This is a genomic window from Luteimonas granuli, assembly GCF_007795095.1.
In the GTDB taxonomy this organism is placed as follows: domain Bacteria; phylum Pseudomonadota; class Gammaproteobacteria; order Xanthomonadales; family Xanthomonadaceae; genus Luteimonas; species Luteimonas granuli.
Window position 1 is genome coordinate 834,902 of record NZ_CP042218.1, and the last position, 23,132, is coordinate 858,033.

20 protein-coding genes and 2 tRNA genes are annotated in these 23,132 nt (G+C 69.3%); 5 read left to right on the forward strand and 17 right to left on the reverse strand.

What is annotated here, in order from left to right; translation table 11 throughout:
- Positions 1-175: 175 nt before the first annotated feature.
- Together FPZ22_RS03805 and FPZ22_RS03810 are read right to left on the reverse strand one after the other, a co-directional pair.
- On the reverse strand, positions 176-1,129 hold the full coding sequence (locus FPZ22_RS03805; protein WP_144890515.1) for a ribonuclease H-like domain-containing protein: 954 nt from the start codon (positions 1,127-1,129) through the stop codon (positions 176-178).
- Positions 1,126-3,600, reverse strand: coding sequence for a DEAD/DEAH box helicase (locus FPZ22_RS03810; RefSeq protein WP_425463014.1), 2,475 nt, complete (start codon positions 3,598-3,600; stop codon positions 1,126-1,128). Before FPZ22_RS03810 ends, FPZ22_RS03805 begins: the two co-directional genes overlap by 4 nt.
- A gap of 162 nt (positions 3,601-3,762) precedes the next feature.
- On the opposite strand from FPZ22_RS03810, the gene dbpA reads away from it, so the two are divergent.
- The gene (gene dbpA, locus FPZ22_RS03815; RefSeq protein ID WP_144890522.1) at positions 3,763-5,151 is read left to right on the forward strand and encodes an ATP-dependent RNA helicase DbpA; all 1,389 of its coding nucleotides are present in this window, start codon (positions 3,763-3,765) and stop codon (positions 5,149-5,151) included.
- 968 nt (positions 5,152-6,119) lie between these two features.
- Here the strand turns inward: dbpA and FPZ22_RS03820 are convergent.
- A complete protein-coding gene (locus FPZ22_RS03820) occupies positions 6,120-7,640 on the reverse strand; it encodes an amino acid permease (protein ID WP_144890527.1) in 1,521 nt (506 codons plus the stop codon).
- 122 nt (positions 7,641-7,762) lie between these two features.
- On the reverse strand, positions 7,763-8,023 hold the full coding sequence (locus FPZ22_RS03825) for a hypothetical protein (protein WP_144890533.1): 261 nt from the start codon (positions 8,021-8,023) through the stop codon (positions 7,763-7,765).
- 179 nt (positions 8,024-8,202) lie between these two features.
- On the opposite strand from FPZ22_RS03825, the gene FPZ22_RS03830 reads away from it, so the two are divergent.
- Positions 8,203-8,730, forward strand: a complete 528-nt coding sequence (locus FPZ22_RS03830) for a DnrO protein (protein ID WP_144890535.1) — start codon at positions 8,203-8,205, stop codon at positions 8,728-8,730.
- A 71-nt stretch (positions 8,731-8,801) separates the two neighbouring features.
- Here FPZ22_RS03830 and hutU read toward each other — a convergent pair whose 3' ends face one another.
- From hutU to FPZ22_RS03845, 3 genes are all read right to left on the reverse strand, one after another.
- Complete coding sequence (hutU, locus tag FPZ22_RS03835; RefSeq protein ID WP_144890538.1) at positions 8,802-10,466, reverse strand: urocanate hydratase; 1,665 nt, start codon at positions 10,464-10,466, stop codon at positions 8,802-8,804.
- Positions 10,467-10,625: 159 nt separating this feature from the next.
- Entirely contained in the window at positions 10,626-10,937 is a 312-nt protein-coding gene (locus tag FPZ22_RS03840) for a hypothetical protein (RefSeq protein ID WP_144890540.1), read from the reverse strand.
- Between the two features lie 81 nt (positions 10,938-11,018).
- The gene (locus FPZ22_RS03845; protein ID WP_144890541.1) at positions 11,019-12,719 is read right to left on the reverse strand and encodes a type IV secretory system conjugative DNA transfer family protein; all 1,701 of its coding nucleotides are present in this window, start codon (positions 12,717-12,719) and stop codon (positions 11,019-11,021) included.
- 205 nt (positions 12,720-12,924) lie between these two features.
- Here FPZ22_RS03845 and FPZ22_RS03850 point away from each other — a divergent pair, with 205 nt between their 5' ends.
- Positions 12,925-13,359 (forward strand): hypothetical protein, encoded by a 435-nt coding sequence (locus tag FPZ22_RS03850; protein WP_144890544.1) that lies wholly within the window; start codon positions 12,925-12,927, stop codon positions 13,357-13,359.
- A 46-nt stretch (positions 13,360-13,405) separates the two neighbouring features.
- On the opposite strand, the gene FPZ22_RS03855 is transcribed toward FPZ22_RS03850, so the two are convergent.
- The 3 genes from FPZ22_RS03855 to uvrB form a co-directional block, all read right to left on the reverse strand.
- Positions 13,406-14,263, reverse strand: a complete 858-nt coding sequence (locus FPZ22_RS03855; RefSeq protein WP_144890546.1) for a PA4780 family RIO1-like protein kinase — start codon at positions 14,261-14,263, stop codon at positions 13,406-13,408.
- A gap of 91 nt (positions 14,264-14,354) precedes the next feature.
- Positions 14,355-14,429 (reverse strand) — tRNA-Val (locus FPZ22_RS03860).
- A gap of 47 nt (positions 14,430-14,476) precedes the next feature.
- Positions 14,477-16,513 carry an excinuclease ABC subunit UvrB gene (gene uvrB, locus FPZ22_RS03865; protein WP_144890549.1) on the reverse strand — a complete coding sequence of 679 codons (2,037 nt, stop codon included), beginning with the start codon at positions 16,511-16,513 and terminating at the stop codon, positions 14,477-14,479.
- Between the two features lie 169 nt (positions 16,514-16,682).
- Here uvrB and FPZ22_RS03870 point away from each other — a divergent pair.
- A tRNA-Asn gene (locus tag FPZ22_RS03870) sits at positions 16,683-16,759 on the forward strand.
- On the opposite strand, the gene FPZ22_RS03875 is transcribed toward FPZ22_RS03870, so the two are convergent.
- The 4 genes from FPZ22_RS03875 to FPZ22_RS03890 all read right to left on the reverse strand — a co-directional run bounded on the left by FPZ22_RS03875 (position 16,722) and on the right by FPZ22_RS03890 (position 20,310).
- Positions 16,722-17,039, reverse strand: coding sequence for a hypothetical protein (locus FPZ22_RS03875; RefSeq protein WP_144890552.1), 318 nt, complete (start codon positions 17,037-17,039; stop codon positions 16,722-16,724). The two genes, FPZ22_RS03870 and FPZ22_RS03875, sit on opposite strands and share 38 nt — an antisense overlap.
- Before the next feature lie 57 nt (positions 17,040-17,096).
- Positions 17,097-17,870, reverse strand: coding sequence for a LytR/AlgR family response regulator transcription factor (locus FPZ22_RS03880; RefSeq protein ID WP_144890555.1), 774 nt, complete (start codon positions 17,868-17,870; stop codon positions 17,097-17,099).
- A complete protein-coding gene (locus tag FPZ22_RS03885) occupies positions 17,863-19,113 on the reverse strand; it encodes a sensor histidine kinase (protein ID WP_144890559.1) in 1,251 nt (416 codons plus the stop codon). The genes FPZ22_RS03880 and FPZ22_RS03885 overlap by 8 nt, the downstream gene beginning before the upstream one ends.
- Before the next feature lie 147 nt (positions 19,114-19,260).
- Positions 19,261-20,310, reverse strand: coding sequence for a magnesium transporter CorA family protein (locus FPZ22_RS03890; protein ID WP_144890561.1), 1,050 nt, complete (start codon positions 20,308-20,310; stop codon positions 19,261-19,263).
- Positions 20,311-20,692: 382 nt separating this feature from the next.
- On the opposite strand from FPZ22_RS03890, the gene FPZ22_RS03895 reads away from it, so the two are divergent.
- Complete coding sequence (locus FPZ22_RS03895) at positions 20,693-21,232, forward strand: GspH/FimT family pseudopilin (protein ID WP_210412703.1); 540 nt, start codon at positions 20,693-20,695, stop codon at positions 21,230-21,232.
- A gap of 4 nt (positions 21,233-21,236) precedes the next feature.
- Here FPZ22_RS03895 and FPZ22_RS03900 read toward each other — a convergent pair whose 3' ends face one another.
- From FPZ22_RS03900 to FPZ22_RS03910, 3 genes are all read right to left on the reverse strand, one after another.
- Complete coding sequence (locus FPZ22_RS03900) at positions 21,237-21,692, reverse strand: type IV pilin protein (RefSeq protein WP_281287426.1); 456 nt, start codon at positions 21,690-21,692, stop codon at positions 21,237-21,239.
- A 1-nt stretch (position 21,693) separates the two neighbouring features.
- Positions 21,694-22,353 (reverse strand): pilus assembly protein, encoded by a 660-nt coding sequence (locus tag FPZ22_RS03905; protein ID WP_144890563.1) that lies wholly within the window; start codon positions 22,351-22,353, stop codon positions 21,694-21,696.
- A gap of 73 nt (positions 22,354-22,426) precedes the next feature.
- Entirely contained in the window at positions 22,427-23,104 is a 678-nt protein-coding gene (locus FPZ22_RS03910) for a PilC/PilY family type IV pilus protein (protein ID WP_246120927.1), read from the reverse strand.
- Positions 23,105-23,132: the final 28 nt, after the last annotated feature.

Consider the following 23,132-nt stretch of genomic DNA (forward strand, 5'->3'; position numbering starts at 1 on the left):
TGGGCTCCAGTGGTGGGGTCTCCCATCCAAGCACCGCAGCGGTGACAGCGACGTTGGCAACACGCGCTACTGCCTCCGCACCGCCCATGATCTGCAGGAGCGGCTATAGCCGCGATCGCCTGCACCGGAACGTCACGCATTCGCGGCTGTAGCCGCTCCTACAAGGGCGGAGAGGTCAGGCGATGTCGGGGAGCGGGCACACGCGGGTGTCCGCTTCATCCCGGTCCTGCAGCGCCTCAAGCAGCCCGCACAGGCTGCGCAGGTCCTGGGCGTTGTGCAGACCGACGCGGCGCAGCTTCGCCGCGCTGCCGCCGCGCAGGTAGGACAGCCAGGCACCGGGAGCTTCCGCGCCCGGCAGGTCGTCCTCGCGCAGCACGCCGAGCAGTTCGCGCTCCGCGGTGGCCAGCCGGCAATTGGCCCAGACGCCGCGGTAGCGCCGGCGCACCGGATGCAGCAGGTCGATGTGCCGCCGATCGATCACCGGATCCGACAGCCGGGCCAGGCGGTAACGCGTGGACAGCAGCGGCCGGTCGTAGCTCTTGCCGTTGTAGCTGACCAGCACCGTCTCCGCGTCCAGCCAACCGGCGAAGGCGCGCAGCATCGCCTCCTCCGCGGCCAGCCGGGTGATGCAGAGCTGGCGGATGCGCAACCCGCCGCCGCGCCAGTCGGCGGCACCGATCATGAACGCGCGGGTGCCGGTGCCGCCCGCAAGACCGGTGGTCTCGGTGTCGAAGGCCAGCAGGCGCTCGCGGACGATGGCGTCCTGGCCGATGCCCTGCAGGGGCAGCACACCCTCGCCCTCCGGCCATGGCGTCCACTGCTCGTGGTAGCGCAGGCCGGGCGCGATCTCTTCGCCCGGCAGCGCGCGGTCGATGCTGCGCGGCGCCGCAGCGAGCGTCGGCGCGCGGATCTTCAGCAGCGTCCGGAGCTGGGCGATCGTGGCTTCGCGCGCGCTCGCGCCGGGCGTGCCGCCGGGTCGGTACCGCGCCGTGGCTTCGTGCAATGACACCGGGACCCTGGCGTCGTCGCGAGGCGTCTCGTTCGCCGCATCCGCGACGCGCCCCGCGGCGGCAGGGCCGACGCCGGCCTGCCGGCGCAGGCCGGCCAGCTTCTTCGCCAGCGCGCTCATGCCGCGGCCAGCAGGTCGAGCACGCGCAGGGCCAGGTCACGCGGCGTCGCCGCGGCGCCCTCGTCGGCTTCGAGGATCGGCCCCACGCAGGCCGGACAGCCCGCATGACAGTCGCAGTCCGTTACCACGGCGCGCGCACGGGCGACGAGTTCGTCGCGACGCTCGTACAGCGGCGAGGACAGACCGACACCGCCGGGGTAGTTGTCGTAGAGGTACAGCGTGGGCGTGAAGCGGCCCGCGCCGTCGAGCACCTGCAGGCCGTCTCCCGCATTGGCGCCCGCATCGCCTGCGCCCGCCCAGGGCATCGCGTCGTCCTGTGGCAACCGACCACCTTCCGCGCCGCGCAGTTGCCCGCGGCCGCGGGCGTCCCGGCCCGCGAACCACGCACCATCGCCGCTGCCCACCGCCTTCAGCAGGTCGCGCGACTCCGCCATCACCGACACCTGCGCCACGAGATGCAGCGCGTGCGCCGCCCCCAGGAAGCCGTCCAGCGCCTCGTGCCGCATCGCGAACGCATCCTCCAGCACCCGCTGCGGCAGTTGCCACCACACCGCGCTGGTGTGCAGCTCCTGGTCGGGCAGCGTCACCGGCCCGTAGCCGATGTTCTCGTGGGTGTGGAAGCGGATCTTCTTGTAGCCCGACACCCGGCGCAGCACGTGCACTTCGCCCAGGTGCGCCGAGCCCTGCCCCGCCGGCGCCTGCTCGGCGTCGTCGAGCACCTTCAGCTTCGTGTAGTCGATCGCGTCGGTGTAGTAGTCCACGTGCGTGCGCTGCACGTAGGCCTTGCGGCCCTCCCAGTCCAGCCGCTCCACCTGGAAGGGCTCCGACTGGATCATGTGGATCGCGCCCTCGTACAGGGTCAGTGCCGCGGCGGAATAGTCGACTTCGGCCACGATCACCTGGCGGCCGTCGGTGCGGTCGACGACCACGAAATTGCCGTCGGCCACCGAGCGGAGGTTCACCGCCTGCGCGGGGTAGCTGTCGGCGATCCATTCCCAGCGCTCGCCCTCATGGTGCAGCACGCCGCTCTCGGCCAGCACCTCCAGCCAGGGGCCGGGATCGACCGGGCCGAACGCGTCGCCGTCGCGGAACGGCAGCTCGAAGGCGGCGCAGCGCACGTGGTCGAGCAGGATCAGCGGCTGGTCGGGTTCGATCCGCGCGTGCTCCGGGTTCGACGCGGCGAAGAATTCCGGATGCCGCACGACGTACTGGTCCAGCGCTTCCGAACTCGCCACCAGGACGCCCAGCGAGGGCTGCTGCCGGCGCCCGGCGCGGCCGAAACGCTGCCAGGTCGCGGAGATGCTGCCCGGGTAGCCGTTGAGCACCACCACGTCCAGGCTGCCGATGTCCACGCCAAGCTCCAGCGCGGACGTGCTGACGATGCCGTCGATACGCCCCGCGCGCATGTCCTGCTCCACCGCGCGCCGTTCGGTCGGCAGATACCCGCCGCGATAGCCGCGGATGCGCTTCGGCTTGCGCGGGTCGTGGTCGAAGACCTCCTTCAGGTACTTGGTCAGCACCTCGACCATCAGCCGCGACTGGCAAAAGACCAGGGTCTTGAGCCCGGCGCGGATCGCCAGCCGGGCGATGCGGTTCGACTGCGAGCGCGCCGAGGCGCGGATGCCGAGGTCGGGGTTCACCACCGGCGGGTTCCACAGCAGCACGTGCCGGTCGCCGCGCGGCGCGCCGCTGGCCTCGATCACTTCGACCTCGTCCACGCCGGCTTCGATCAGCGCGCGCCCGTGCTCCCCGGCGTTGCCGATGGTCGCCGAGCACAGGATGAAGGTCGGCGAGGCGCCGTAGAAGTCGCACACCCGCCGCAGCCGGCGGATCACGTTGGCGACGTGGCTGCCGAACACGCCGCGGTAGGTATGGATCTCGTCGATCACCACGTAGCGCAGGTTCTCGAAGAACTGCGCCCACTTGGTGTGGTGCGGCAGGATGCCCTGGTGGAGCATGTCCGGATTGCTGACCACGATGTCGCCGCTGTTCCGGATCGCGCGCCGCGCGTCGCCCGGCGTGTCGCCGTCGAAGGTGGCCGCGCGCAGGCCCAGGCCGCCGGCGTGGTTGAGCTCCAGAAGTTCGGACACCTGGTCCTGCGCCAGCGCCTTGGTCGGGAACAGGTACAGCGCCTTGCCGCGTTCGTGGAGCGCGCTGGCGACCACCGGCAGCGTGTAGCACAGCGACTTGCCCGAAGCGGTGGGCGTGGCGACGACGAGGTGGCGGCCCTCGCGGGTCGCCTCCCAGGCCCGCGCCTGGTGGCTGTACAGGCGTTCGATGCCGCGCGCGCGCAGGGCGCGGGCCAGGGGTCCGGGCAGGTCGTCCGGCAAGGGCGCGTAGTCGCCATCCTGGCCGGGCACGACCAGGCTGCCCGTGACCCGTCCGGGGTACTTCGCCTCCAGCTTCGCGGCGAGGGTGTCGCCACCGATGGGGGCCAGCCCCACGGCGGCGGGTCGGACGATGGCGTTCAAGGAGGAGAGGCTCCGGCGTGGCTGGGGCAGGCAGCCTGCGCAGGGGCGGTCTCACGTCCTGCGACTGCGCTCCCCTGCGGTCCGCGCACGGCCCGGGCGCGGCGCAACGGCATCCGTGACGACGAGGCGCGCGGGCGGTGCCGATGCTGCGATCATGGCGCCATGGACAATGCCGCCGCACCCGCCTTCTCGACCCTCCCGCTGCCCGACGCGCTGCTGCGCGGCGTGGACGCGCTCGGCTACACCGCAATGACGCCGGTGCAGGCCCTCTCCCTTCCGCCGATCCTCGAAGGCCGCGACCTGATCGCCCAGGCCCCGACCGGCAGCGGCAAGACCGCCGCGTTCGGGCTGGGACTGCTGCATCGGCTGGATCCGGGACGCGTATCGACGCAGGCGCTCGTGCTCTGTCCCACGCGGGAACTTGCCGAACAGGTCGGCGGCCAGCTGCGCCGGCTGGCCAGCGGCGTTCCGAACGTCAAGCTGAGCGTGCTGTGCGGCGGCATCCCGCTGGCGCCACAGCTGGCCTCGCTGGCGCACGCGCCGCACGTGGTCGTGGGCACGCCGGGCCGCATCCTGGAGCTGCTCGGCCAGGGCGCGCTGGAACTCGGCGGCGTGCGCGGCTTCGTGCTGGACGAGGCCGACCGCATGCTCGACATGGGCTTCGAGGACCAGATCCGCGACATCGCGCGCCATGTTCCGCGCGCCTGCCAGCGGCTGCTGTTCTCGGCCACCTTCCCCGACGCGATCCGCGCGCTGGGCAAGGCGATGCTCCGCGACCCGGCCGAGGTCAGCGTGCAGGGCGCCGCCCACGCCCCGGCGATCGAACAGCGCATCGTCGACGTCGACCCCGCGCGCAAGGCGCCGCTGCTGGCGGCGCTGCTGCTCGAGCACCGGCCGGAGTCCTGCGTGGTGTTCTGCAACATGCGCCGCGACGTCGACGAGGTCGCCGGCTCGCTGGCGCACTACGGCTTCGACGCCCTCGCGCTGCACGGCGACATGGAGCAGCGCGACCGCAGCGAGACCCTGCTGCGCTTCGCCAACCGCAGCTGCAACGTGCTGGTCGCCAGCGACGTCGCCGCCCGCGGCCTGGACATCGACGACCTGGCGGCGGTGGTGAACTACGACGTGCCGTCGGACCCCGATACCTACCTGCACCGCATCGGCCGTACCGGCCGCGCCGGCCGCGAGGGCCTCGCCCTGACCCTGTGCACGCCACAGGAACTGAAGCGGATGGAGGCCATCGAGGACCGTCTCCAGCGCATGCTGCCGCGCGACCGCGTGCAAGCGGCCGAGGGCCGGCCGAAGGGCGTGCCCCGTGCTGCGATGCAGACCCTGCGCATCGACGCCGGCAAGGGCGACAAGCTGCGCCCCGGCGACATCCTTGGCGCGCTGACCGGTGACGCCGGCCTGTCGGTCAAGGCGGTCGGGAAGATCGACGTCCTGCCCACCCGGTCCTACGTCGCGATCGCTCGCGCGCAGGCGCCGCAGGCGCTGGCGCGGCTGCGGGAAGGAAAGGTCAAGGGGCGGCGCTTCCGGGTCGCCGCGCTCTAGGGCGCGTCCCCCCCGGACACGCGGCCGGCCGGGTGTTTCAGAGCCGCGCGCGCAGCGCCTGGCGAAGGCGGCGCCCCGGCCGGGGTCGACGCCCAGGTAGAAGTCGGGCTCGATCAGCTCGGCCTCCATCAGCAGCCAGCGACCGTCGACGTCCGGCACCATGTCGATCCGCGCGTAGAGCAGCGGTCCGTCGATGGCGGCCAGCGTGCGTCCGGCGAGCTCCAGCGCATCGGCCGGCGGTTCCGCGACACAGGTGTACTGCCCGCCGAACGTGCTCTGGACGCGAAAGTCTCCCGGCACGGGACGCTTGTTCACCACGTGCGAGAGCCGGCCGCCGAAGTACAGGAACGAGGTTTCTCCCTCGGTGGCGATCGTGGGCAGGAACGGCTGCACCAGCATCTCCGGAGCCTCGTGGCCGGCCCCGCAGCCGCCCCCGCCGTCGCTGCCGACATGCACCTCGACTCCATACCCGGCGACCACGGCGTCGATTTCGCCGCGGCCGAAGCGTCGGGTCTTCCAGGCTCCGCCCGACACGGAAGGCTTGATGATGAGTTCCTCCGCGCCGGTACGGTCGAACATGCGCTCCAGCTGCGCCCGTTCCGGCCGCGTCGTCCACTCGGTGCACGGTATCGCGACGCCGCGCTCGGCCAGTTCCGCGAGGTAGCGCTTGTCCGAGTTCCAGGCCAGCACCTCCGGCGGGTTGGAGACGGGCAGGCGAGCCTGTCGCCAGGCCGCGCATGCCCGCAGCCAGCGGGCATGGTCGACGTGGTAGGACCAGGCCAGCAGCGGCAGCACGTGGGCGAAGTCGCGAAGCGCGCCGGCGTCGTCGATGTGCGCCGTCCATGGCAGCGGCGTGGTGTTGATCCCCTCCTCCGCGAGCGCCTGCTGCAGTCGCGCCAGCACGACCGGCCAGTCGTTCGCATACTCGGTCCTGGAGGGATCCGGCGTCAGGATCGCGACGTCGGCGCTCATGCCTGCCCGCCCGCCGGTGCCCGGCCCACGCGCGCGTGGCTTCGCCCGTAGGCGAAATAGATCGCCGCGCCGATCGCCAGCCACACCGCGAAGCGCACCCAGGTGAGCGTCGTCAGGTTGAGCATGAGATAGAAGCACAGCAGCGCCGAGATGATCGGCAGCACCGGCGAGAACGGCACCCGGTAGCCGCGCTTGAGCTCCGGCCGCGTGCGCCGCAGCACCACCACCGCCAGGCTCACCAGCACGAAGGCCGACAGTGTGCCGATGTTGATCATCTCCTCCAGGATCTCGACCCGGGTGAAACCGGCCAGTAGCGCAACCGCGGCGCCGCTGATCAGTTGCAGCCGCACCGGCGTCTTGCGGGTATCCGAGGTGACGCTCAGCCAGCGCGGCAACAGGCCGTCGCGGCTCATCGCCAGCAGCACGCGCGACAGGCCCATCAGCAGCACCATGATCACCGTGGTCAGGCCGACCAGGATGCCGACCGAGATCACCTGCGCCGCCCAGGGGGCGCCGACGGCGATGAAGGCCGTGGCCAGCGAGGGATTCTCGACCGATGCCAGCAGCGTGTACGGCACCATGCCGGTCAGCGCGATGGCGACGCCGATGTACAGCAGGGTCACCAGCGCCAGACCGCCGAAGATGCCCAGCGGCAGGGTGCGCTGCGGGTCCTTGACCTCCTCGGCCGAGGTCGCGACCACGTCGAAGCCGATGAAGGCGAAGAACACCAGCGCCGCGCCCGACAGCACGCCGGCCACCCCGTACCTGGCCGGCGCCGCACCCGTGAGCCAGGAAAACAGCGACTGCGACCACGCGTCCGCGCTGCCGCCGTCGGTCGGCACCGAAGGCGGGATGAAGGGCACGAGGTTGTCGGCGTTGAAGTAGGTCAGCCCGACCACGATCACGAACACCACGATGCCCACCTTGATCACGGTGAACACGTTGTTGACCCGCGCCGACATCTTGGTGCCCAGGATCAGCAGCGCGGTGAACACGCCGACGATGAACAGCGGACCCCAGTCCACCGCCAGTCCGAACACGCTGACCGTGGTCGGTATGTGCACGTCGAACAGCTCGAAGACCGTCGCCAGGTAGATGCCCCAGTACTTGGCGATCACCGCGCCCGCGGTGAGCAGCTCCAGGATCAGGTCCCAGCCGATGATCCAGGCCAGGAACTCGCCCAGCGTGGCGTAGGTGTAGGTGTAGGCGCTGCCCGCGACCGGGATGGTCGAGGCGAACTCGGCGTAGCACATGATCGCCAGCGCGCAGGCGAGCGCGGCGAGCATGAAAGACACGGTGACCGCGGGACCGGCGAAGCTGCCGGCCGCGCGGGCGCCCACCGAGAAGATGCCGGCACCGACCGCCACCGCCACGCCCAGGATCATCAGATCCCAGGCGGTGAGCGAGCGCCTGAGCTCCCGCCCCGGCTCGGTGGAGTCGGCGATGGTCTGTTCGATGGATTTGGTACGGAAGAGGCTGCGCGAAGGGCTGGCCTGTGCGCGGTGGGGCTGGTTCATCCGGAAGCGGCTCGCAGGGGGGACATTCCGCGCGCACCGACCGGGGTCGATCGCGGGGGACAAGCGGTCCAGCCTACGCCCTGCACCGAAGCCGGGACAATGCCGAAAGTGCCCTCGGACGATCAGCCGATGCGGAACATCCGCGGGCTGATGCCGGCGGTCCGGTGCGGATGGGAGACATAGCTGGCGCTGCTGTAGCCGGCATGCGTGCGACGGCGGCGGCGTGCGGTGTTGGCCTGGTCAGGCGCCGGACGCGCCTGGGGCATGCCGGCCTGGATGCGGGTGATGCTGGTCGGCGCCGGCTTCGACCTTGAGCGCGTACGCTTGGCCGGAGAGGCCGCGCGGGGGAAATAAAGGGACCTGAGCGAATTCCTGATTTGCATGGCAAGTGTGATGGCAATCCTCCAAATATTCATTGTTTACAATAACTTACGGCGCATATTATAGCACGTATTCATGTTCACCGCCAGGGCGCGGGATCGCGCGCGCTTGACCCGGGTCATGGTCGGCCACCGGCCGCCCTTCGTACGATGCAGGACGCACCCCCACTCAAGGAACGCCCATGAACTGGAAGCAGATCCCCCTCGCCGCGGCACTGGCGCTGGCCCTCGGCCTGACTGCCGGCTGCAGCCAGGAGGCGCCGCCCGCGGCCGATACCGGCACGGAAGCCGTCGCTGAAACCGCTCACGCGGACGAGCCCGCCGGCGCCGATGCGCATGATGCCGCCCACGGCCACGCCGAGGCCCTCGGCGTCGACTTCCCCGTGCCCGCAAACCACGAGCCCTGGGCCCCCGACGCGCCGCTGATCGAAGGCATGTCGCGGGTGCGCGCGGCCATCGCCGGGCTCGAGACGGGTCCCGACGAAGCCACCGTGGTCGCACGCGCCGCGGACGTCGACGCCGCGGTCGAGTACATGTTCGCCAACTGCAGCCTGCCGACCGAACCGGACGTCGCCCTGCACGCGATCCTGGCCCGGCTGATGGCCGGCAGCGAGGCGCTGAAGGACAACCCGTCCGACACCGCGGCGGTCGCCGACATGCACGGCGCGGTCGCCAACTACGAGCAGCTGTTCGACGACCCGAACAGCTGAGGAGGCATCGAAGCGGCCGCCGGGATGATGGCTTTCCGGCGGCCCCGCGGCCCGTGCCGCCGGCGGATGGCTCAGGCCATCGGCAGCTTCAGCCCCTGCTCCCTCGCGCACTGCTTCGCGATGTCATAGCCGGCGTCCGCATGGCGCATCACGCCGGTGCCGGGATCGTTCCACAGCACCCGCGCGAGGCGCCGGTCGGCGGCCTCGCTGCCGTCGCAGACGATCACCACGCCGCTGTGCTGGCTGTAGCCCATGCCGACGCCGCCGCCGTGGTGCAGGCTGACCCAGGTCGCGCCGCTGGCGACGTTGAGCATGGCGTTGAGCAGCGGCCAGTCGCTGACCGCGTCGCTGCCGTCCTTCATGGCCTCGGTCTCGCGGTTCGGGCTGGCCACACTGCCGCTGTCGAGGTGGTCGCGGCCGATCACCACCGGCGCCTTCAGCTCGCCCTTGCGGACCATCTCGTTGAAGGCCAGGCCCAGGCGATGGCGCTGGCCCAGGCCGACCCAGCAGATCCGCGCCGGCAGGCCCTGGAAGCTGATGCGCTCACGGGCCATGTCCAGCCAGGTGTGCAGGTGCGGATCGTCGGGGATCAGCTCCTTCACCTTCGCGTCGGTCCGGTAGATGTCTTCGGGGTCGCCGCTCAACGCCACCCAGCGGAACGGGCCGACGCCGCGGCAGAACAGCGGGCGCACGTATGCGGGCACGAAGCCCGGGAAGTCGAAGGCGTTGGCGCAGCCCTCGTCCTTGGCCATCTGGCGGATGTTGTTGCCGTAGTCGACGGTCGGGATGCCCCGGGCGTGGAAGGCGAGCATCGCCTCGACGTGCACGCGCATCGACTTCTTGGCGGCGTCACGGACCTTTTCCGGGTTCGCCTCCTGCTCCGCCAGCCACTGCTCCACCGTCCAGCCGATCGGCAGGTAGCCGTGCACGGGGTCGTGGGCGCTGGTCTGGTCGGTGACGCAGTCCGGGCGCACGCCGCGCCTCACCAGCTCGGGAAGAACCTCCGCGGCGTTGCCCAGCAGCGCGATCGACTTCGCCTCGCCGGCGGCGGTGTACTTCGCGATCCGCGCCAGGGCGTCGTCGAGGTCGGTGGCCTGCTCGTCGACATAGCGCGTGCGCAGGCGGAAATCGATGCTCGCCTGGCGGCACTCGACGGTCAGCGAACAGGCGCCGGCCAGGCTCGCCGCCAGCGGCTGCGCCCCGCCCATGCCGCCCAGGCCGGCGGTCAGGATCCAGCGGCCCTCCAGGCTGCCGCCGTAGTGCTGCCGGCCCATCTCCACGAAGGTCTCGTAGGTGCCCTGGACGATGCCCTGGCTGCCGATGTAGATCCACGAGCCCGCGGTCATCTGGCCGTACATCATCAGGCCCTTGCGGTCGAGCTCGTTGAAGTGCTCCCAGTTCGCCCAGGCCGGCACCAGGTTGGAGTTGGCGATCAGCACCCGCGGCGCATCGGCGTGGGTCGGGAAGATGCCGACCGGCTTGCCGGACTGCACAAGCAGGGTCTCGTCGTCGCCCAGCGAGCGCAGCGCGCCGAGGATCGCGTCATAGCTCTCCCAGTCGCGCGCGGCGCGGCCGATGCCGCCGTACACCACCAGGTCCTCGGGCCGTTCGGCGACATCGGGATCCAGGTTGTTCTGGATCATCCGGTACGGCGCCTCGGTCAGCCACGAGCGGCAGCTGAGCGTGGTGCCGCGCGGCGCGCGGACGGTGCGGGACGGGTCGTGGCGGGTGGACATGCGCGGCATCACCAGTGGCGGGGTGGACGCTGGATTATCGCACCGTGCGGAAAGAAGACGCCCGGCACGAAGCCGGGCGACGCCGAGGCCAACACCGGGCCTCAAAACCACGGACGCCCGGCGATGGCCGGGCGTCCCGATGCCGGTTCCCCGGACCGGTCAGCGCAGCCTGGGGTCCAGCCGGCGCAGCGCGTCCTGCAGGTCGACCGAGCCGGTGCGCTCGATGTCCTCGCGGGTGTAGACGCGGCCGCCGGCGTTCACGCACTCCTTCTCGTCGGACTTCGAGCGTGCGTTGCGCGCCGCGACGATGCGCGAGCCGGTCTGCTCGATGCAGAAGCGGTCGTCGGCCCTGCGTGCCTCCTTGGCGCGCGTGCGCGCTGCCTCCTCGGGCTCGTCCTGCGCATGGGCGGCGGCGGGCGCGGCGGCGAACACCAGCGCGGCCAGCGCGGCGGTAACGAAGACGTGCTTCATGGCTCACCTCTTTCGGGTCGGGATTCCGGAGTCAACGATACCCCGCCCCCGCACGCGCCCATCGGGCCCGACAGCCCGCGTTCACCCGCTCGTCAGACTCGCGGGAAGCAGCGGCGCCACAGCCGGCGGAAGCAGGCGGCCGCGATAGCGACGGTCGGCGTAGTAGCGGATCTTCCTGCAGCGCACCGCATGCGCCATTCCCTCGCAGAACAGGATCTCGCGGCCGTCGCCCATCGCCTTCAGTTCCTGCGGCAACATCAGTGCTCGCCGCTCCTCGGTCTCGCTGCGGCTGACGTCGCCGCGACGGCGACCCCGGGTGAGGTTGCGGCGGCGCAGCGTGGTGTAGCCCAGCATCTCGGAGTATTCGCTGGCGTCCTGCTGCTCCCGCGGCGCGAACACCACCTGCAGCGCGTGGTTGGTGACCAGCGCGCGCGCCACGTCCTTGCCGTACACCGCGTCGAGCTGGGCCATGCTCTGGATCACCGGAAGCAGGCGCAGGTTGTAGCCGGCCATGTACGCCATGGCGGTGGCGATGATGTCGACCCTGCCCAGGGCGGTGAATTCGTCCATCAGCAGCAGGCACTGATGCCGCAGCGAAGGATCGTCCTGCGGCAGGACGCGCGTGTTCAGGTTGACCAGCTGGCTGAAGAACAGGTTCAGCAGCGGCCGGGCCTCGGCCAGCCGGTGCGGCTGCACGCCGACGTAGATCGACATCGGCCGGCGCCTGAGGTCGTCGAGCAGGAAGTCGTTGCCGCTGGTGGCGGCGTCGAGCACCGGATCGATCCACGGGTTGAGTGGCTCGCGGAAGCTGCCGAGGATCGAAGCGAAGGTCTCTTCCGCCTGCGACAGCAGGTTGCCGAACGCACGCCGCGCATGCTCGCCCAGGAACGGCCGCGCCGCGAGGTCCTGCAGGTGCTGCCGCGCCGGCGCACCTTCGGCCGACGACAGCCGGAACACGTGGCCCAGCGTCGGGAACAGCAGCAGCTCCTCCGGCATACCGTCCTGCCGCTGCGCCTCGTAGTGGTCGAACAGGTACAGCGCGAAGGCCGTGAAGGCATTGCGCGCCTGGCTGGTCCAGAACTTCTTTTCGGTGCCGACATCCGGGTACAGCAGGTTGGCGATGCCCTGCAGGTCGGACACCCGCTGCAGCGGCTCGGTGGACACGTACGACAGCGGGTTCCAGCGGTGCGTGCGCCGGTCCTCGGCGAATGGATTGAACAGATACACCGCTTGCCCCCGCGCCGCGCGCCAGCCGCTGGTGAGCGCGAAGTTTTCCTGCTTGATGTCGAGCACCACGACCGAACCGAGGTAGTCGAGCAGGTTGGGCACCACGACGCCCACGCCCTTGCCCGAGCGCGTGGGTGCCGCCAACAGCACCGACTGCTGGCCGCCGAACCGCAGCAGGCGCCCGCACCAGCGCCCGACCACGATGCCGTGGGCGGAGCGCGTGAACAGCCCGCGCCGCGCGATCTCCAGGGCCGAGGCGAAGCGGGCCCGGCCGTGCAGCGCGCGGCGCCGGGGGCGCAGCAGGAGGAATGCGGCCCCGCACGCCGGCAGCAGCGGCAGCCCCATGCCCAGGCCGAGGGCAAGCCGGATGCGGCCGGCGTATGGCGCCAGCTCGGGATGGCCGATGGCGCGCAGGTAGCGGTACCAGGTCGTCCAGTCGGTCTGCACGTCGCCCAGGCCGAGCAATCGCGGCACCAGCATGCCCGCGAGCCACGCTCCCCCGGCCAGCGCCGCGCCCAGGCACGCGAGCGCCAACGTCATCCTGATCCTGTCCATGCCAGCTTTCCTGATGCCCCGGTCGGCGCGTTCCAGCCTGGCGCGGGCCGTGCCGGCTTCCCACGTGGCATCGACCGACTGCTTTGTGCGATTACTCCGTATCCACATGTACCGGAGAAGCCCGATGCAGGCACGGTGGCCCGGATTCACGGAGGGTGGCGGCCTGATCCTGCCACTTGACCCCGCTGCCCACTTCGCACCGGAGATGCCGCAGCGGCTCCGCCTCGACGACCACGTGCTCGAACGCAAGCACGAACTCCACCTGACGCTGCTCGACCGGGAACGGGGCACGGCGCTGCGCCGGCGCCTCGGCGAGGGACGCATCCGTGCACTGTTCGAATCGCTGGAGTGGGCACCGCACGGCACCGGCCGCTACGCCCTGCTGCACAAGGTCAAGGAGGGAGCGGGCGACCCGCTGCAAGCCTGGTCGGTGATCGAACACCTGCAGGAGCCGGCGCTGTCCGCGTTCCGCCAAGGGCTGGCCCAGGCCGGCGGCCTGGGCCTCGCCTGCGGTGTGCCGCACGTGACCCTGTACGTGGCGGGCGATCCGTCGGGCATCGGAGTGCCCGACATCGCGACCTACCGCGCCTGCTTCGTGCGCGAAGCGACTGCCGCGGAATTCCGCGGCCTCGTGATGTGACCTCCGGGCAGTGCCGGGGCCACAGGCGTGACGCCGGCGGAGCGGCTCAGTCCAGTTCGGCGGCCGCCTCGCGGCCCTGCTGGCGGATCAGCGCCTCTTCCCGGGCATCGTTGATGGCGTGGCGCACGCCATCGATGTCCGGGATCGATTCGTCGTGCGCGAACACGCCGGTGAGCTCGCCGTCGGGCCGCAGTTCGCCGGCTTCGAACAGCGCCCAGATCTCCTCGCCGTACCAGGTGTCGAGCAGCTCCGGTGCCCACGCACCGAGGCTCGCCGTGAGGTTGTTGACGTCCCGCAGCAGCATCGTGCGCGCAGCGTTGTTGCCGGCGGCGCTGACCACCTGCGGGAAATCGATGACCACCGGGCCGTCGGGCGCCACCAGCACGTTGTATTCCGACAGGTCGCCGTGGATCAGGCCCGCGCACAGCATCCTCACCACCTGCCGTACCAGGAAGCGGTGGAAGCCGCGCGCTTGGTCCGCCGACAGCTCGACCTCCGCAAGGCGCGGCGCGGCATGGCCGTCGGCGTCCACCACGAGCTCCATCACCAGCACGCCATGGAAGTAGCCATGCGGCTCGGGCACGCGCACGCCGGCGTCGCGCAGGGCGTACAGCGCCTCGACCTCGGTGTTCTTCCACTCGGCTTCCTGCTGGCGACGGCCGTACTTCGTGGCCTTGCCGATCGCGCGCGCCTCGCGGCTGCCGCGGACCTTGCGGCCCTCCTGGTACTGCACGCGCTGCTGGAAGCTGCGGTGCGCCATGTCCTTGTAGACCTTGGCGCAGCGGATGTCGTGGCCGGCGCGGACCACGTAGACCGCGGCCTCCTTGCCGCTTTTCAGCGGCCGCATCACTTCGTCGATCACACCGTCGTCGATCAGCGGCTGCAGGCCGCTCGGGGTCTTCATGGCGCGGGGTAACCTGATGCGTGGGCCGCGCAGTCAATCACGCGCGGACGCTCGGCGCCACTGAGGCCGACGGACACCACGCCTGCCGGCGTGGTGGGCGGTACAGGGTTCGAACCTGTGACCCCTACCATGTCAAGGTAGTGCTCTACCGCTGAGCTAACCGCCCCGAAGGGACGCGAATTCTAGCCCCTGGGCGGGCCCGCGGCAAGCAATCTAGCGGAAGGCCAGCATGGCCTCCTTCAGGGCGTGGATGCGGTCGCGGACGGCGGCGGCCTCCTCGAACTCCAGGTCGCGGGCATGCTGGAACATCCGCTGTTCCAGCTCCCGGAGCTTGCCGGCGGCCTTGGCCGGATCCAGCCGCGCATAGTCCTCCCCGGCCTCGGCCACCTTGCGGCCCTTGCCGCGGCCGCTGGCGCGCGCCTCGGCGGCGTCGCTGCGGGCGCCTTCCATGATGTCCATGACCGGCCGCGCCACCGAGCGCGGGGTGATCCCGTGCTCGAGGTTGTACTCGACCTGCTTCTGGCGCCGGCGGTCGGTCTCCTCGATCGCGCGCTTCATCGAGTCGGTGACCCGGTCGGCATAGAGGATCGCCTTGCCGCGCAGGTTGCGCGCGGCGCGGCCGATGGTCTGGATCAGCGAGCCGGTGGACCGCAGGAAGCCTTCCTTGTCGGCGTCCAGGATCGCCACCAGGGAGACCTCGGGCATGTCCAGGCCCTCGCGCAGGAGGTTGATGCCGACCAGCACGTCGAACACGCCCAGGCGCAGGTCGCGGATGATCTCCACCCGCTCGACGGTGTCGACGTCGGAGTGCAGGTAGCGCACGCGCACGTCGTGTTCGCCGAGGTACTCGGTCAGGTTTTCGGCCATGCGCTTGGTCAGCGTGGTGATCAGCACGCGGTCGCCCATGGCCACGCGCTGGTTGATCTCGCCCAGCACGTCGTCGACCTGGGTCGCCACCGGGCGGATCTCGACCTCGGGGTCGACCAGGCCCGTCGGCCGCACCACCAGTTCCACGATCTCCTCGCCGGACTTCTCCAGTTCGTACTTCCCGGGCGTGGCGGAGACGAAGATCGTGCGCGGCGCGCGCTCCTCCCATTCCTCGAAGCGCAGCGGCCGGTTGTCCAGCGCCGAGGGCAGGCGGAAGCCGAACTCGACCAGGGTCTCCTTGCGCGCGCGGTCGCCCCGGTACATGCCGCCGATCTGCGGCACGGTCACGTGCGACTCGTCCACCACCAGCAGGGCGTCGGGCGGCAGGTAATCGAACAGGGTCGGCGGCGGCTCGCCCGGCTCGCGCCGGGTCAGGTGGCGCGAGTAGTTCTCGATGCCGTTGCAGTAGCCGACCTCGGCCATCATCTCGATGTCGAACCGGGTGCGCTGCTCCAGGCGCTGCGCTTCCACCAGCCTGTTGTTCGCGTAGAGATGTTCGAGGCGCTCCTTGAGCTCCACCTTGATCGTCTCGATCGCGTTGAGAACGCTCTCCCGCGTGCTGGCGTAGTGGGTCTTCGGATAGACCGTGTAACGCGGCACCTTGCGCTGCACTTCGCCGGTGAGCGGGTCGAACAGGCTCAGGTTCTCGACCTCGCCGTCGAACAGCTCGATGCGCAGCGCCTCGCTCTCCGACTCCGCCGGATGCACGTCGATCACCTCGCCGCGCACGCGGTAGGTGCCGCGGCGCAGCTCGGTGTCGTTGCGGGTGTACTGCAGCTCGGTCAGGTGGCGGATCAGCTGGCGCTGCTCGATCGGCTCGCCGCGGGCCAGGATCAGGCGCAGCTTCAGGTAGTCCTCGGGGTCGCCCAGGCCGTAGATCGCCGAAACCGTGGCCACGATCAGCGCATCCGGCCGCGACAGCAGCGCCTTGGTCGCCGACAGCCGCATCTGCTCGATGTGCTCGTTCATCGAACTGTCCTTCTCGATGAAGGTGTCCGACGAGGGCACGTAGGCCTCGGGCTGGTAGTAGTCGTAGTAGCTGACGAAGTACTCGACCGCGTTGTGCGGGAAGAAGGACTTGAACTCGCCGTACAGTTGCGCCGCCAGGGTCTTGTTGGGGGCCATGACGATGGTGGGCTTCTGCACCGCAGCCACCACGTTGGCGATGGTGTAGGTCTTGCCGGAGCCGGTGACGCCGAGCAGGGTCTGCTGCGCCAGGCCGTTCTCGAAGCCGTCGATGAGGCGCGCGATGGCCTGCGGCTGGTCCCCGGCCGGGGTATAGGGCGAGACGAGCTCGAAGCGTGGAGACGCGGCGTCCTTCATCCGCGCATTGTCGCCCATCGGTCCTGCAGGGGCCGTCATCCGGCCGTCGATCCCGGGGGCCGGGGACGGCCGCCCGGGGTCGGTCGCGGCGGTCGGCCCCGCCCCTGAACCCGGCCGGCGGCGGTTTTGCCTTGACCGGACCGAAACAGGCACTAAAATGTGCGTCCCCGCCCGAATAGCTCAGCCGGTTAGAGCACTTGACTGTTAATCAGGGGGTCGTTGGTTCGAGTCCAACTTCGGGCGCCAGACACCGGAAGGGCCGCGGGATCGCGGCCCTTCTTCCGTTCGGGGATCCACGGACGCCGTCGTGCGCCGCCGGCGCGCAGCCACGGGGATAGAGCGTGTAGTGGCACTGCCCGCCCGCGCCGCGCACGCACCCGATGCGGACCCCGCCGACCTGCACGTAGGCCACGCTGTAAAGGGTGTCGCCGTCGTCGGCGCCGGCACGGTGCACGAAGGGGATGGCGCCGCCATCGCACCCGAACAGCGAAAGCACGAAACAGCACAGGGCGATGAGTATGTTCACCGGGTCACCTCGCATGGTTTGTGATGCGGCAACGCACTGCCGGGCGGCGGGCGCGCGCTACATGTGACGGAACAGCGGCATGAAGGTCTGGCTGACGACCAGCGTTTCCGGTCGCGACTTGAGGCGCACCGTCCCGCGCCCGCTGTCGTCGCGGGTGATACCCGCGATGGCCTTGAGGTTGACGATGGTGGACCTGTGGATCTGCTTGAACATCGCCGGATCCAGCATCCCGAGCAGCTCGCGGATCGGCGTGCGCAGCAGCGCCTCGCCTTCGGCGGTCACCACCGTCGTGTACTTGTTGTCGGCGCGGAAGTACGCCACTTCGTCGACCAGGAGCAGCCGCGTCTCGCGGCCGGCGCTGGCGGTGATCCAGGTCAGGGGCGGGGGCGCATCCTCGCGCGGGCGCGTCGAACCCAGGCGCTCGATCAGCGCCGCCAGCGCGACCGCGTCGCTGCCACCGCGCGCCTGGAGGCGCTGCACGGTCGCGTCCAGCCGCGCGGGGGAGATCGGCTTCAGCAGATAATCGATCGCGCCACGTTCGAACGCATCGATGGCGTACTGGTCGTACGCGGTGACGAAGACGATGCGCGTGTCCGGGCTGGCCTCCGCCGCGGCCGCCGCGACCTCCAGCCCGCTCAGTCCCGGCATGCGGATATCGAGGAAGGCGACCTCGGGGCGATGCTCCGCGATCGATTCCAGCGCATCGGCACCGTTGTCGCACTCCGCGACCACGCGCAGCGCGGGCCAGGCGCGCTGCAGCTGGTCGAGCAGCGAGCGCCGCAACAGTGCTTCGTCCTCGGCGACGACGCAGGTCCAGGAAGGCTCAGACATGGCTGTGGACTCCGTCCGTGGCGGGCACGGTGATGGTGGCCGCGACGCCCGCCGGGAAATTGGCCACCACGGCCAGGGCCGCCTCGCCGTCGAACACCAGGCGCAGGCGCTCGCGCACGTTCTTCAGGCCGATGCCGGTGCCGTTGGTCTTCGCGTTGAAGCCTTCGCCATCGTCGGCCACGGTCACCGCGACCATGCCTTCGCTACGGCGCGCACGGATCCACACCGTGCCCCCGGCGGTACGCGGCTCGAGCCCGTGCTTGATGGCGTTCTCCACCAGGGTCTGCAGCACCATCGGCGGCAGCGGCGTGGCACGCAGCGGTTCGGGCACGTCCACCTGCACCGACAGCCGCGGTCCCATGCGGATCTTCAGGATCTCGAGGTAGGCCACCGCGCGCTCGAGCTCCTCGCCGAGCGTCGACAGTTCGTCCTCGGTGCGCGGCAGCGAATGGCGCAGGTACTGGATCAGGTGCCCGAGCATCTCCTCCGCGCGCGGCGGGTCGCTGCGCGCGAGCAGCTGGGCGCTGGCCAGCGTGTTGTAGAGGAAGTGCGGCTCGACCTGCGCATGCAGCAGGCTCAGGCGGGCCACGGCGAGCTCCTTCTCGGTGGCTGTCTGCATCGCGGCGGCCTTCTCGCCACGCCGGTGCTCGGCCACTCGGCGGCTGATGGCGCGGGTGATCGCCTCGGCGTTCTCGAAGTTGGTGCCGTCGTCGACCAGGAACCAGTCGCTCCACGCCGGCGATTCCGGCTCGCAGATCAGCGTCACGCTGCTGCTGTCGTGGCCGGGGGTGACCGTCGCCAGGATCTGGTTGCGCGGGATGCCGAACCACAGCAGCGGGTTCCAGCGTCCCAGGGGATGCTCGCCATAGGTCTGCGGGCGCGCGACCTTGGCGCGCAGTTGCAGGCTGTCGCGCGCGGCCTCGACCTGCTCCACCCGTGGCAGCTCGCGGATCGCGGCCTCGAGCAGGTCGAAGGCCTCGCCCGCCTCGAAGGGGATCTCGACCTGCCGCCGCTGGCGGTTGGACAGCACGGTCTTGTCGACGTGGCCGGCGATCAGCCGCACGCGGCCGAGGTGCGAGAGCGCTCCGGTGACCACCAGCGCCATCGTCGCCATGCCCAGCAGCACGACCGGCCACTCCAGGCGCCCCAGCAGCGGAAGCTCCGACCACATGACCCCGACCAGCAGCACCGCAATGAACCAGGCAGCGGCGAGGCGGAAGACGAAAAAAGCACTCTTGATCATGGGAATCGGCATCGGATGGGAATGCGGCGGAGCATAGCGATCCGCGCACCCCGACTGGCGCGCTTTGCGACGAACCCCGGAATGGACCGACGAAGCTCCCGTCAGAGGGGCCGGACGCGGCGATCGGCAGGCCTTTTCCGCTGCCTGCTAGAACCATCCCCGCGCTCGCGCCAGCGCCACCGAGCCTCCGCCGAACACCAGCATCCCGCCCACCACGAGCAGGAAGCCGGCGTTTCCGGACTCGAACAGCCCGGCCTTGAAGTTCATGCCCAGCACGCCGGCCACCGTGGCCAGCACGCCGGTGATCACGGTGACGAAGGTCAGCACCCGCATCGAGCGGTCGGTGCGCAGGGCGGTCTGGCTGCTGAACAGTTCGAAGCTGCCCACCACCAGGGTGCGTGCGTTCTCGATCATGTCCATGGCCCGCTCGAAACGCGTGTCCAGCGCCTCGAAATGACGCTCGGACTCGGGCCGGTCGTCGTGCCGGAAGTCCGGCCGTGAGAGCGCGCCGAAGACGGCGCGGTGCGGAGCCAGCATCCTGCGCAGGCGCGCGGCGGCCTGGCGAAGGCGCCTCAGTTCCGGCAGGCACCTGTCTGCCCGCTCGGACAGGATCGCCTGCTCCAGCGCATCGACACTGGCCTCGAACGTGCTCACCGCATTGAAATAGGTCGACAGCTGCCAGTCCAGCAAGGCGGCCACGAAGCTGTCGGAGCCGAGCCGGCCGATGTACGAAGCCACGGCCTCGCGGTCCATGAGTTCGTCGATGAACTCGATGTCGCGCTCGTGCACGCTCACCACGATGTTGTCGCCGGCCACCAGCGTCAGCGGCGCGCCCCGCACGCCGTCGGGGCCTTCGTCGACCACGGCGATCGCACGGACCAGGAAGTGACTGCCGAAGCGCTCCAGCCGCGGGGCGGGATCATCCGCGGGCTGGTCGAGCATCTCCTCGGGCAGGCCGCATCCGGACCAGACCGAGCGCATCGTGTCCGCGTCCGCCCGCACCAGGTCGACCCACAGCAGTGCATCCTCGTCGGGACAGACGGAACCGAGTTCCGCGCAGTCCAGCTCGCGGACGCTGGCATCGGGCAGGAACAGCCGGGCGCGACAGCACGCGTCTTCCGCCCGCCGCGTGCGCCGCTCGCTCCCTGCGTCCGCGGTACCTTCGCCGGACGTGGAGACTTCATGCGGAAGGGACATTGGCGGGCTCGCGGGCTGGACGACTGGGGCGACAGTTGTCCGGCGGGTGCGAACGGTGCGTGAACCGCTGGCGCCGAACGCCAGGTCGCGCCACCCCAAGGCGATCGAGCCTGAAAACACCGCGCCACGCCTGCTCAGGCGGCCTTGACCGGCGTCGTGCTACCTCGGCCGTAAAGGAGGATCCATATCCGGAAAGGCAGCATGGCGCGCGGCGCGCAGGTCCTGCGGTTCATGTTGAAGCACTGATGCGCCGGCATCCAGGCCCGGCTATGAAGACGCGCCACTACAGCCGCGCTTCCGAGGGGAGATTCCGCTACAGCCTGACAAGCTGCGGCGTCACAGAAGGAGTGTTTCGCCCGCAGTGATGCAAAACCATGCAGGCATGAATACTCACGAGCTTCAACGCGGCTTTACACTAGTGGAGCTCGTCACCGCCATCGCCATCCTGGCCGTCTTGGTGGCGCTCGCCGCTCCCTCGGCGGTCCAGGCATGGAATCAGGCAGCCGCCCAGCGGGCATACCACGCCATGTCATCGAGCTTGGCATTGGCGCGCGTCCAGGCCGTCAGCCGCGGACATGCCGTTACCGTTTGTCCAAGCTTGAACGGCACTTCCTGCATCGTGGGAGGAACCGACTGGTCCCAGGGGTGGATCGTTTATCTTGATCCGTCCCGGAGTCCTCAACCAAAATCGACGTCCGATGTCATAGAAATGGTCCCGGACCTTGCGCCGGAAATATCTTTGAGAACCAGCGCCGGACGACACCGTATCCGCTACCAACCGTCGGGATGGGCAGCCGGCAGCAACCTCAGGCTGACATTGTGCATACGCAGCACCGGCGTCATGCACGGCAGCATTTTGCTCAGCAACGCCGGGAGGACGCGCGTGGAACGCGCGGCCGCCGAGACGAGCTGCTCCGCTTGAGCCGTTACCAGCAATCCTTGTAAGAACTTGCGGTACCGGTAATGGACTTCGCACCCGTTTGACTGAGCTTCAACGTCCCGCATCGGGCATCCGCATTGGCCTGCGCAGCCTGCGGCACGGCCTGGACGCCGTACGCACTAGCGCTTGAGCTCTCAAGCGACAGCGTGTAATGCGCGGCAAGATCCGTCGTGCACTGGGTCGCAGGGAGCGCTGCGCCGACATACGTCATCTTCGTCGTGTAATAGCGCTCCATGAACTGTGCGGCTTCCATCAAGCAACTTGCCGCAGCGCCACGACGCGTCTTGACGACATGATTCTGATAGCTCGGATACGCGATCGCGGCCAATATCGCGATCACGGCCACGACAATCATCAGCTCGATCAGGGTGAAGCCATGGGCGGTCCCTCCAGGGCCGCCATTGGCGGCGCAGGAGGACATCGTGTAGGACCTGTCACCCATATCAATCTCCGACAATCTCACGCCAGGAAATCCGCCCCTTGATCAGGGGATTGTTGATCCCGACCGCCCCGGCCGTACCCAGCGAACCGCCTGCAACGAGGAGGTTCTCCACCACGGTGGGCGAGGTTGGCATAGCGATATTCAAGTTGACCGAGCCAACAGGGCGACTTGTTCCGTTATCCCCTCCGCCCAGAACATCATCATCGAACTGCCCGTCTCCATCAACGTCGAAGAAGGATGACTGGACGCTTGTTCCCGAGAACGCGTCAATCGCGTTGAGATAGCCTGTACCACCGGACATGCATGGATCCGAGCTGGGCAGGATGCTGGCGGCAACAAGCACGCGGCCCACCATCAGTGGATCCGAAACCATGCGTTCCGAAGGCGTGCCATCCGCTGGCACTTCGAGATTGACGAACCAGCCCCTTGATGTGGCGTCGAGCCGATGGTAAGGCTCGAATGCACGAACAGCATGCCCATCGATCGTGCCGTGGAGCTGGATCTGGCGGGCCGTGAGGTCAGCATCGCCAGAAATCTTGACGCCGGTATCCTTCACTCCGTACCAACGCTGCTGGGAGGTGCTCAACTTGTCACTCTCTTCCAGGTACTTGCCCGTGCCGAAGAATACCCAGCGCTGATAGGTCTTGGGTTCGAATGCCACTTGGAGGCCGCCAGTGATCGGCTGTCCGGTTGCTATGAGCGGATTGCCGCCCGATGCCCGCTTGACCTGACCGCTAATCGTACCCCCCATCCGCCAGATTCCACTTGCTCTGATCACCGTAATTGAGATCGAACTTCCAGACATTGCCCTTCAGGTCTCCAGCAAACACGAAGTCATGCAGACCGTCGCCATCCTCGTCCCAAGCCTGGATGCTGGTAATACCATTTCCCCCGGCGGTCGCGGCTGGGAGTTCGAGCTTGCGGACTTTCACTCCGGTTTCAGCATCGACGATGAAAAGTGCACCTTTCCCGGATGCGCTGTTGATCCCGTTACCGAATATCGCAACGGCCGGCAGCAACGCTGCGTTGTTACCGTTTCCGTCTCGCGCGTTTGTGCGGACGATCAGAGGCTTGTTCAGGATCATGCCCAAATCGCTGCGATCATCAGCGGTCCAGCCCGAAGGCGCGCTCGCCGGCGACGCCTCCCACTTCACGTTGGACGCACCGAAAGTCGTCGGGCTGGTCACGTCCAGTCCGAACAGACCCCGCCCGCCGCGACCGAGCGTACCTACCAGCAGGGTCTTGCCTGGCGTCTTCGCCCTCGTCGAGACGGTCACCGGACCATCGACGTAGAACCTGTGGTTGTAAGTCGGATCGGCCAGCAGACGAAGCTTGTCGTCGGGAATCAGATTGGCACTGGGCACGTAGGCGAACAACTCACGCCCCGTTGCAGCATTGAAGGCGTGCAGCATTCCATCGTTCGCGCCCACGAAAATCGTG

What these genes read in the sequence shown, in the direction of transcription:
- FPZ22_RS03830 (WP_144890535.1), top strand. Translation starts at nt 8,203, where the DNA reads ATGAACTGGAAGCAGATCCCCCTCGCCGCGGCACTGGCGCTGGCCCTC.
- hutU (WP_144890538.1), bottom strand. Translation starts at nt 10,466, where the DNA reads ATGTCCACCCGCCACGACCCGTCCCGCACCGTCCGCGCGCCGCGCGGC.
- FPZ22_RS03895 (WP_210412703.1), top strand. Translation starts at nt 20,693, where the DNA reads ATGAATACTCACGAGCTTCAACGCGGCTTTACACTAGTGGAGCTCGTC.
- FPZ22_RS03900 (WP_281287426.1), bottom strand. Translation starts at nt 21,692, where the DNA reads ATGGGTGACAGGTCCTACACGATGTCCTCCTGCGCCGCCAATGGCGGC.
- FPZ22_RS03910 (WP_246120927.1), bottom strand. Translation starts at nt 23,104, where the DNA reads ATGCTGCACGCCTTCAATGCTGCAACGGGGCGTGAGTTGTTCGCCTAC.
- FPZ22_RS03855 (WP_144890546.1), bottom strand. Translation starts at nt 14,263, where the DNA reads ATGAAGACCCCGAGCGGCCTGCAGCCGCTGATCGACGACGGTGTGATC.
- FPZ22_RS03820 (WP_144890527.1), bottom strand. Translation starts at nt 7,640, where the DNA reads ATGAACCAGCCCCACCGCGCACAGGCCAGCCCTTCGCGCAGCCTCTTC.
- FPZ22_RS03845 (WP_144890541.1), bottom strand. Translation starts at nt 12,719, where the DNA reads ATGGACAGGATCAGGATGACGTTGGCGCTCGCGTGCCTGGGCGCGGCG.
- FPZ22_RS03890 (WP_144890561.1), bottom strand. Translation starts at nt 20,310, where the DNA reads ATGTCCCTTCCGCATGAAGTCTCCACGTCCGGCGAAGGTACCGCGGAC.
- dbpA (WP_144890522.1), top strand. Translation starts at nt 3,763, where the DNA reads ATGGACAATGCCGCCGCACCCGCCTTCTCGACCCTCCCGCTGCCCGAC.
- FPZ22_RS03805 (WP_144890515.1), bottom strand. Translation starts at nt 1,129, where the DNA reads ATGAGCGCGCTGGCGAAGAAGCTGGCCGGCCTGCGCCGGCAGGCCGGC.
- FPZ22_RS03885 (WP_144890559.1), bottom strand. Translation starts at nt 19,113, where the DNA reads ATGATCAAGAGTGCTTTTTTCGTCTTCCGCCTCGCCGCTGCCTGGTTC.
- uvrB (WP_144890549.1), bottom strand. Translation starts at nt 16,513, where the DNA reads ATGAAGGACGCCGCGTCTCCACGCTTCGAGCTCGTCTCGCCCTATACC.
- FPZ22_RS03850 (WP_144890544.1), top strand. Translation starts at nt 12,925, where the DNA reads ATGCCGCAGCGGCTCCGCCTCGACGACCACGTGCTCGAACGCAAGCAC.
- FPZ22_RS03825 (WP_144890533.1), bottom strand. Translation starts at nt 8,023, where the DNA reads ATGCAAATCAGGAATTCGCTCAGGTCCCTTTATTTCCCCCGCGCGGCC.
- FPZ22_RS03840 (WP_144890540.1), bottom strand. Translation starts at nt 10,937, where the DNA reads ATGAAGCACGTCTTCGTTACCGCCGCGCTGGCCGCGCTGGTGTTCGCC.
- FPZ22_RS03880 (WP_144890555.1), bottom strand. Translation starts at nt 17,870, where the DNA reads ATGTCTGAGCCTTCCTGGACCTGCGTCGTCGCCGAGGACGAAGCACTG.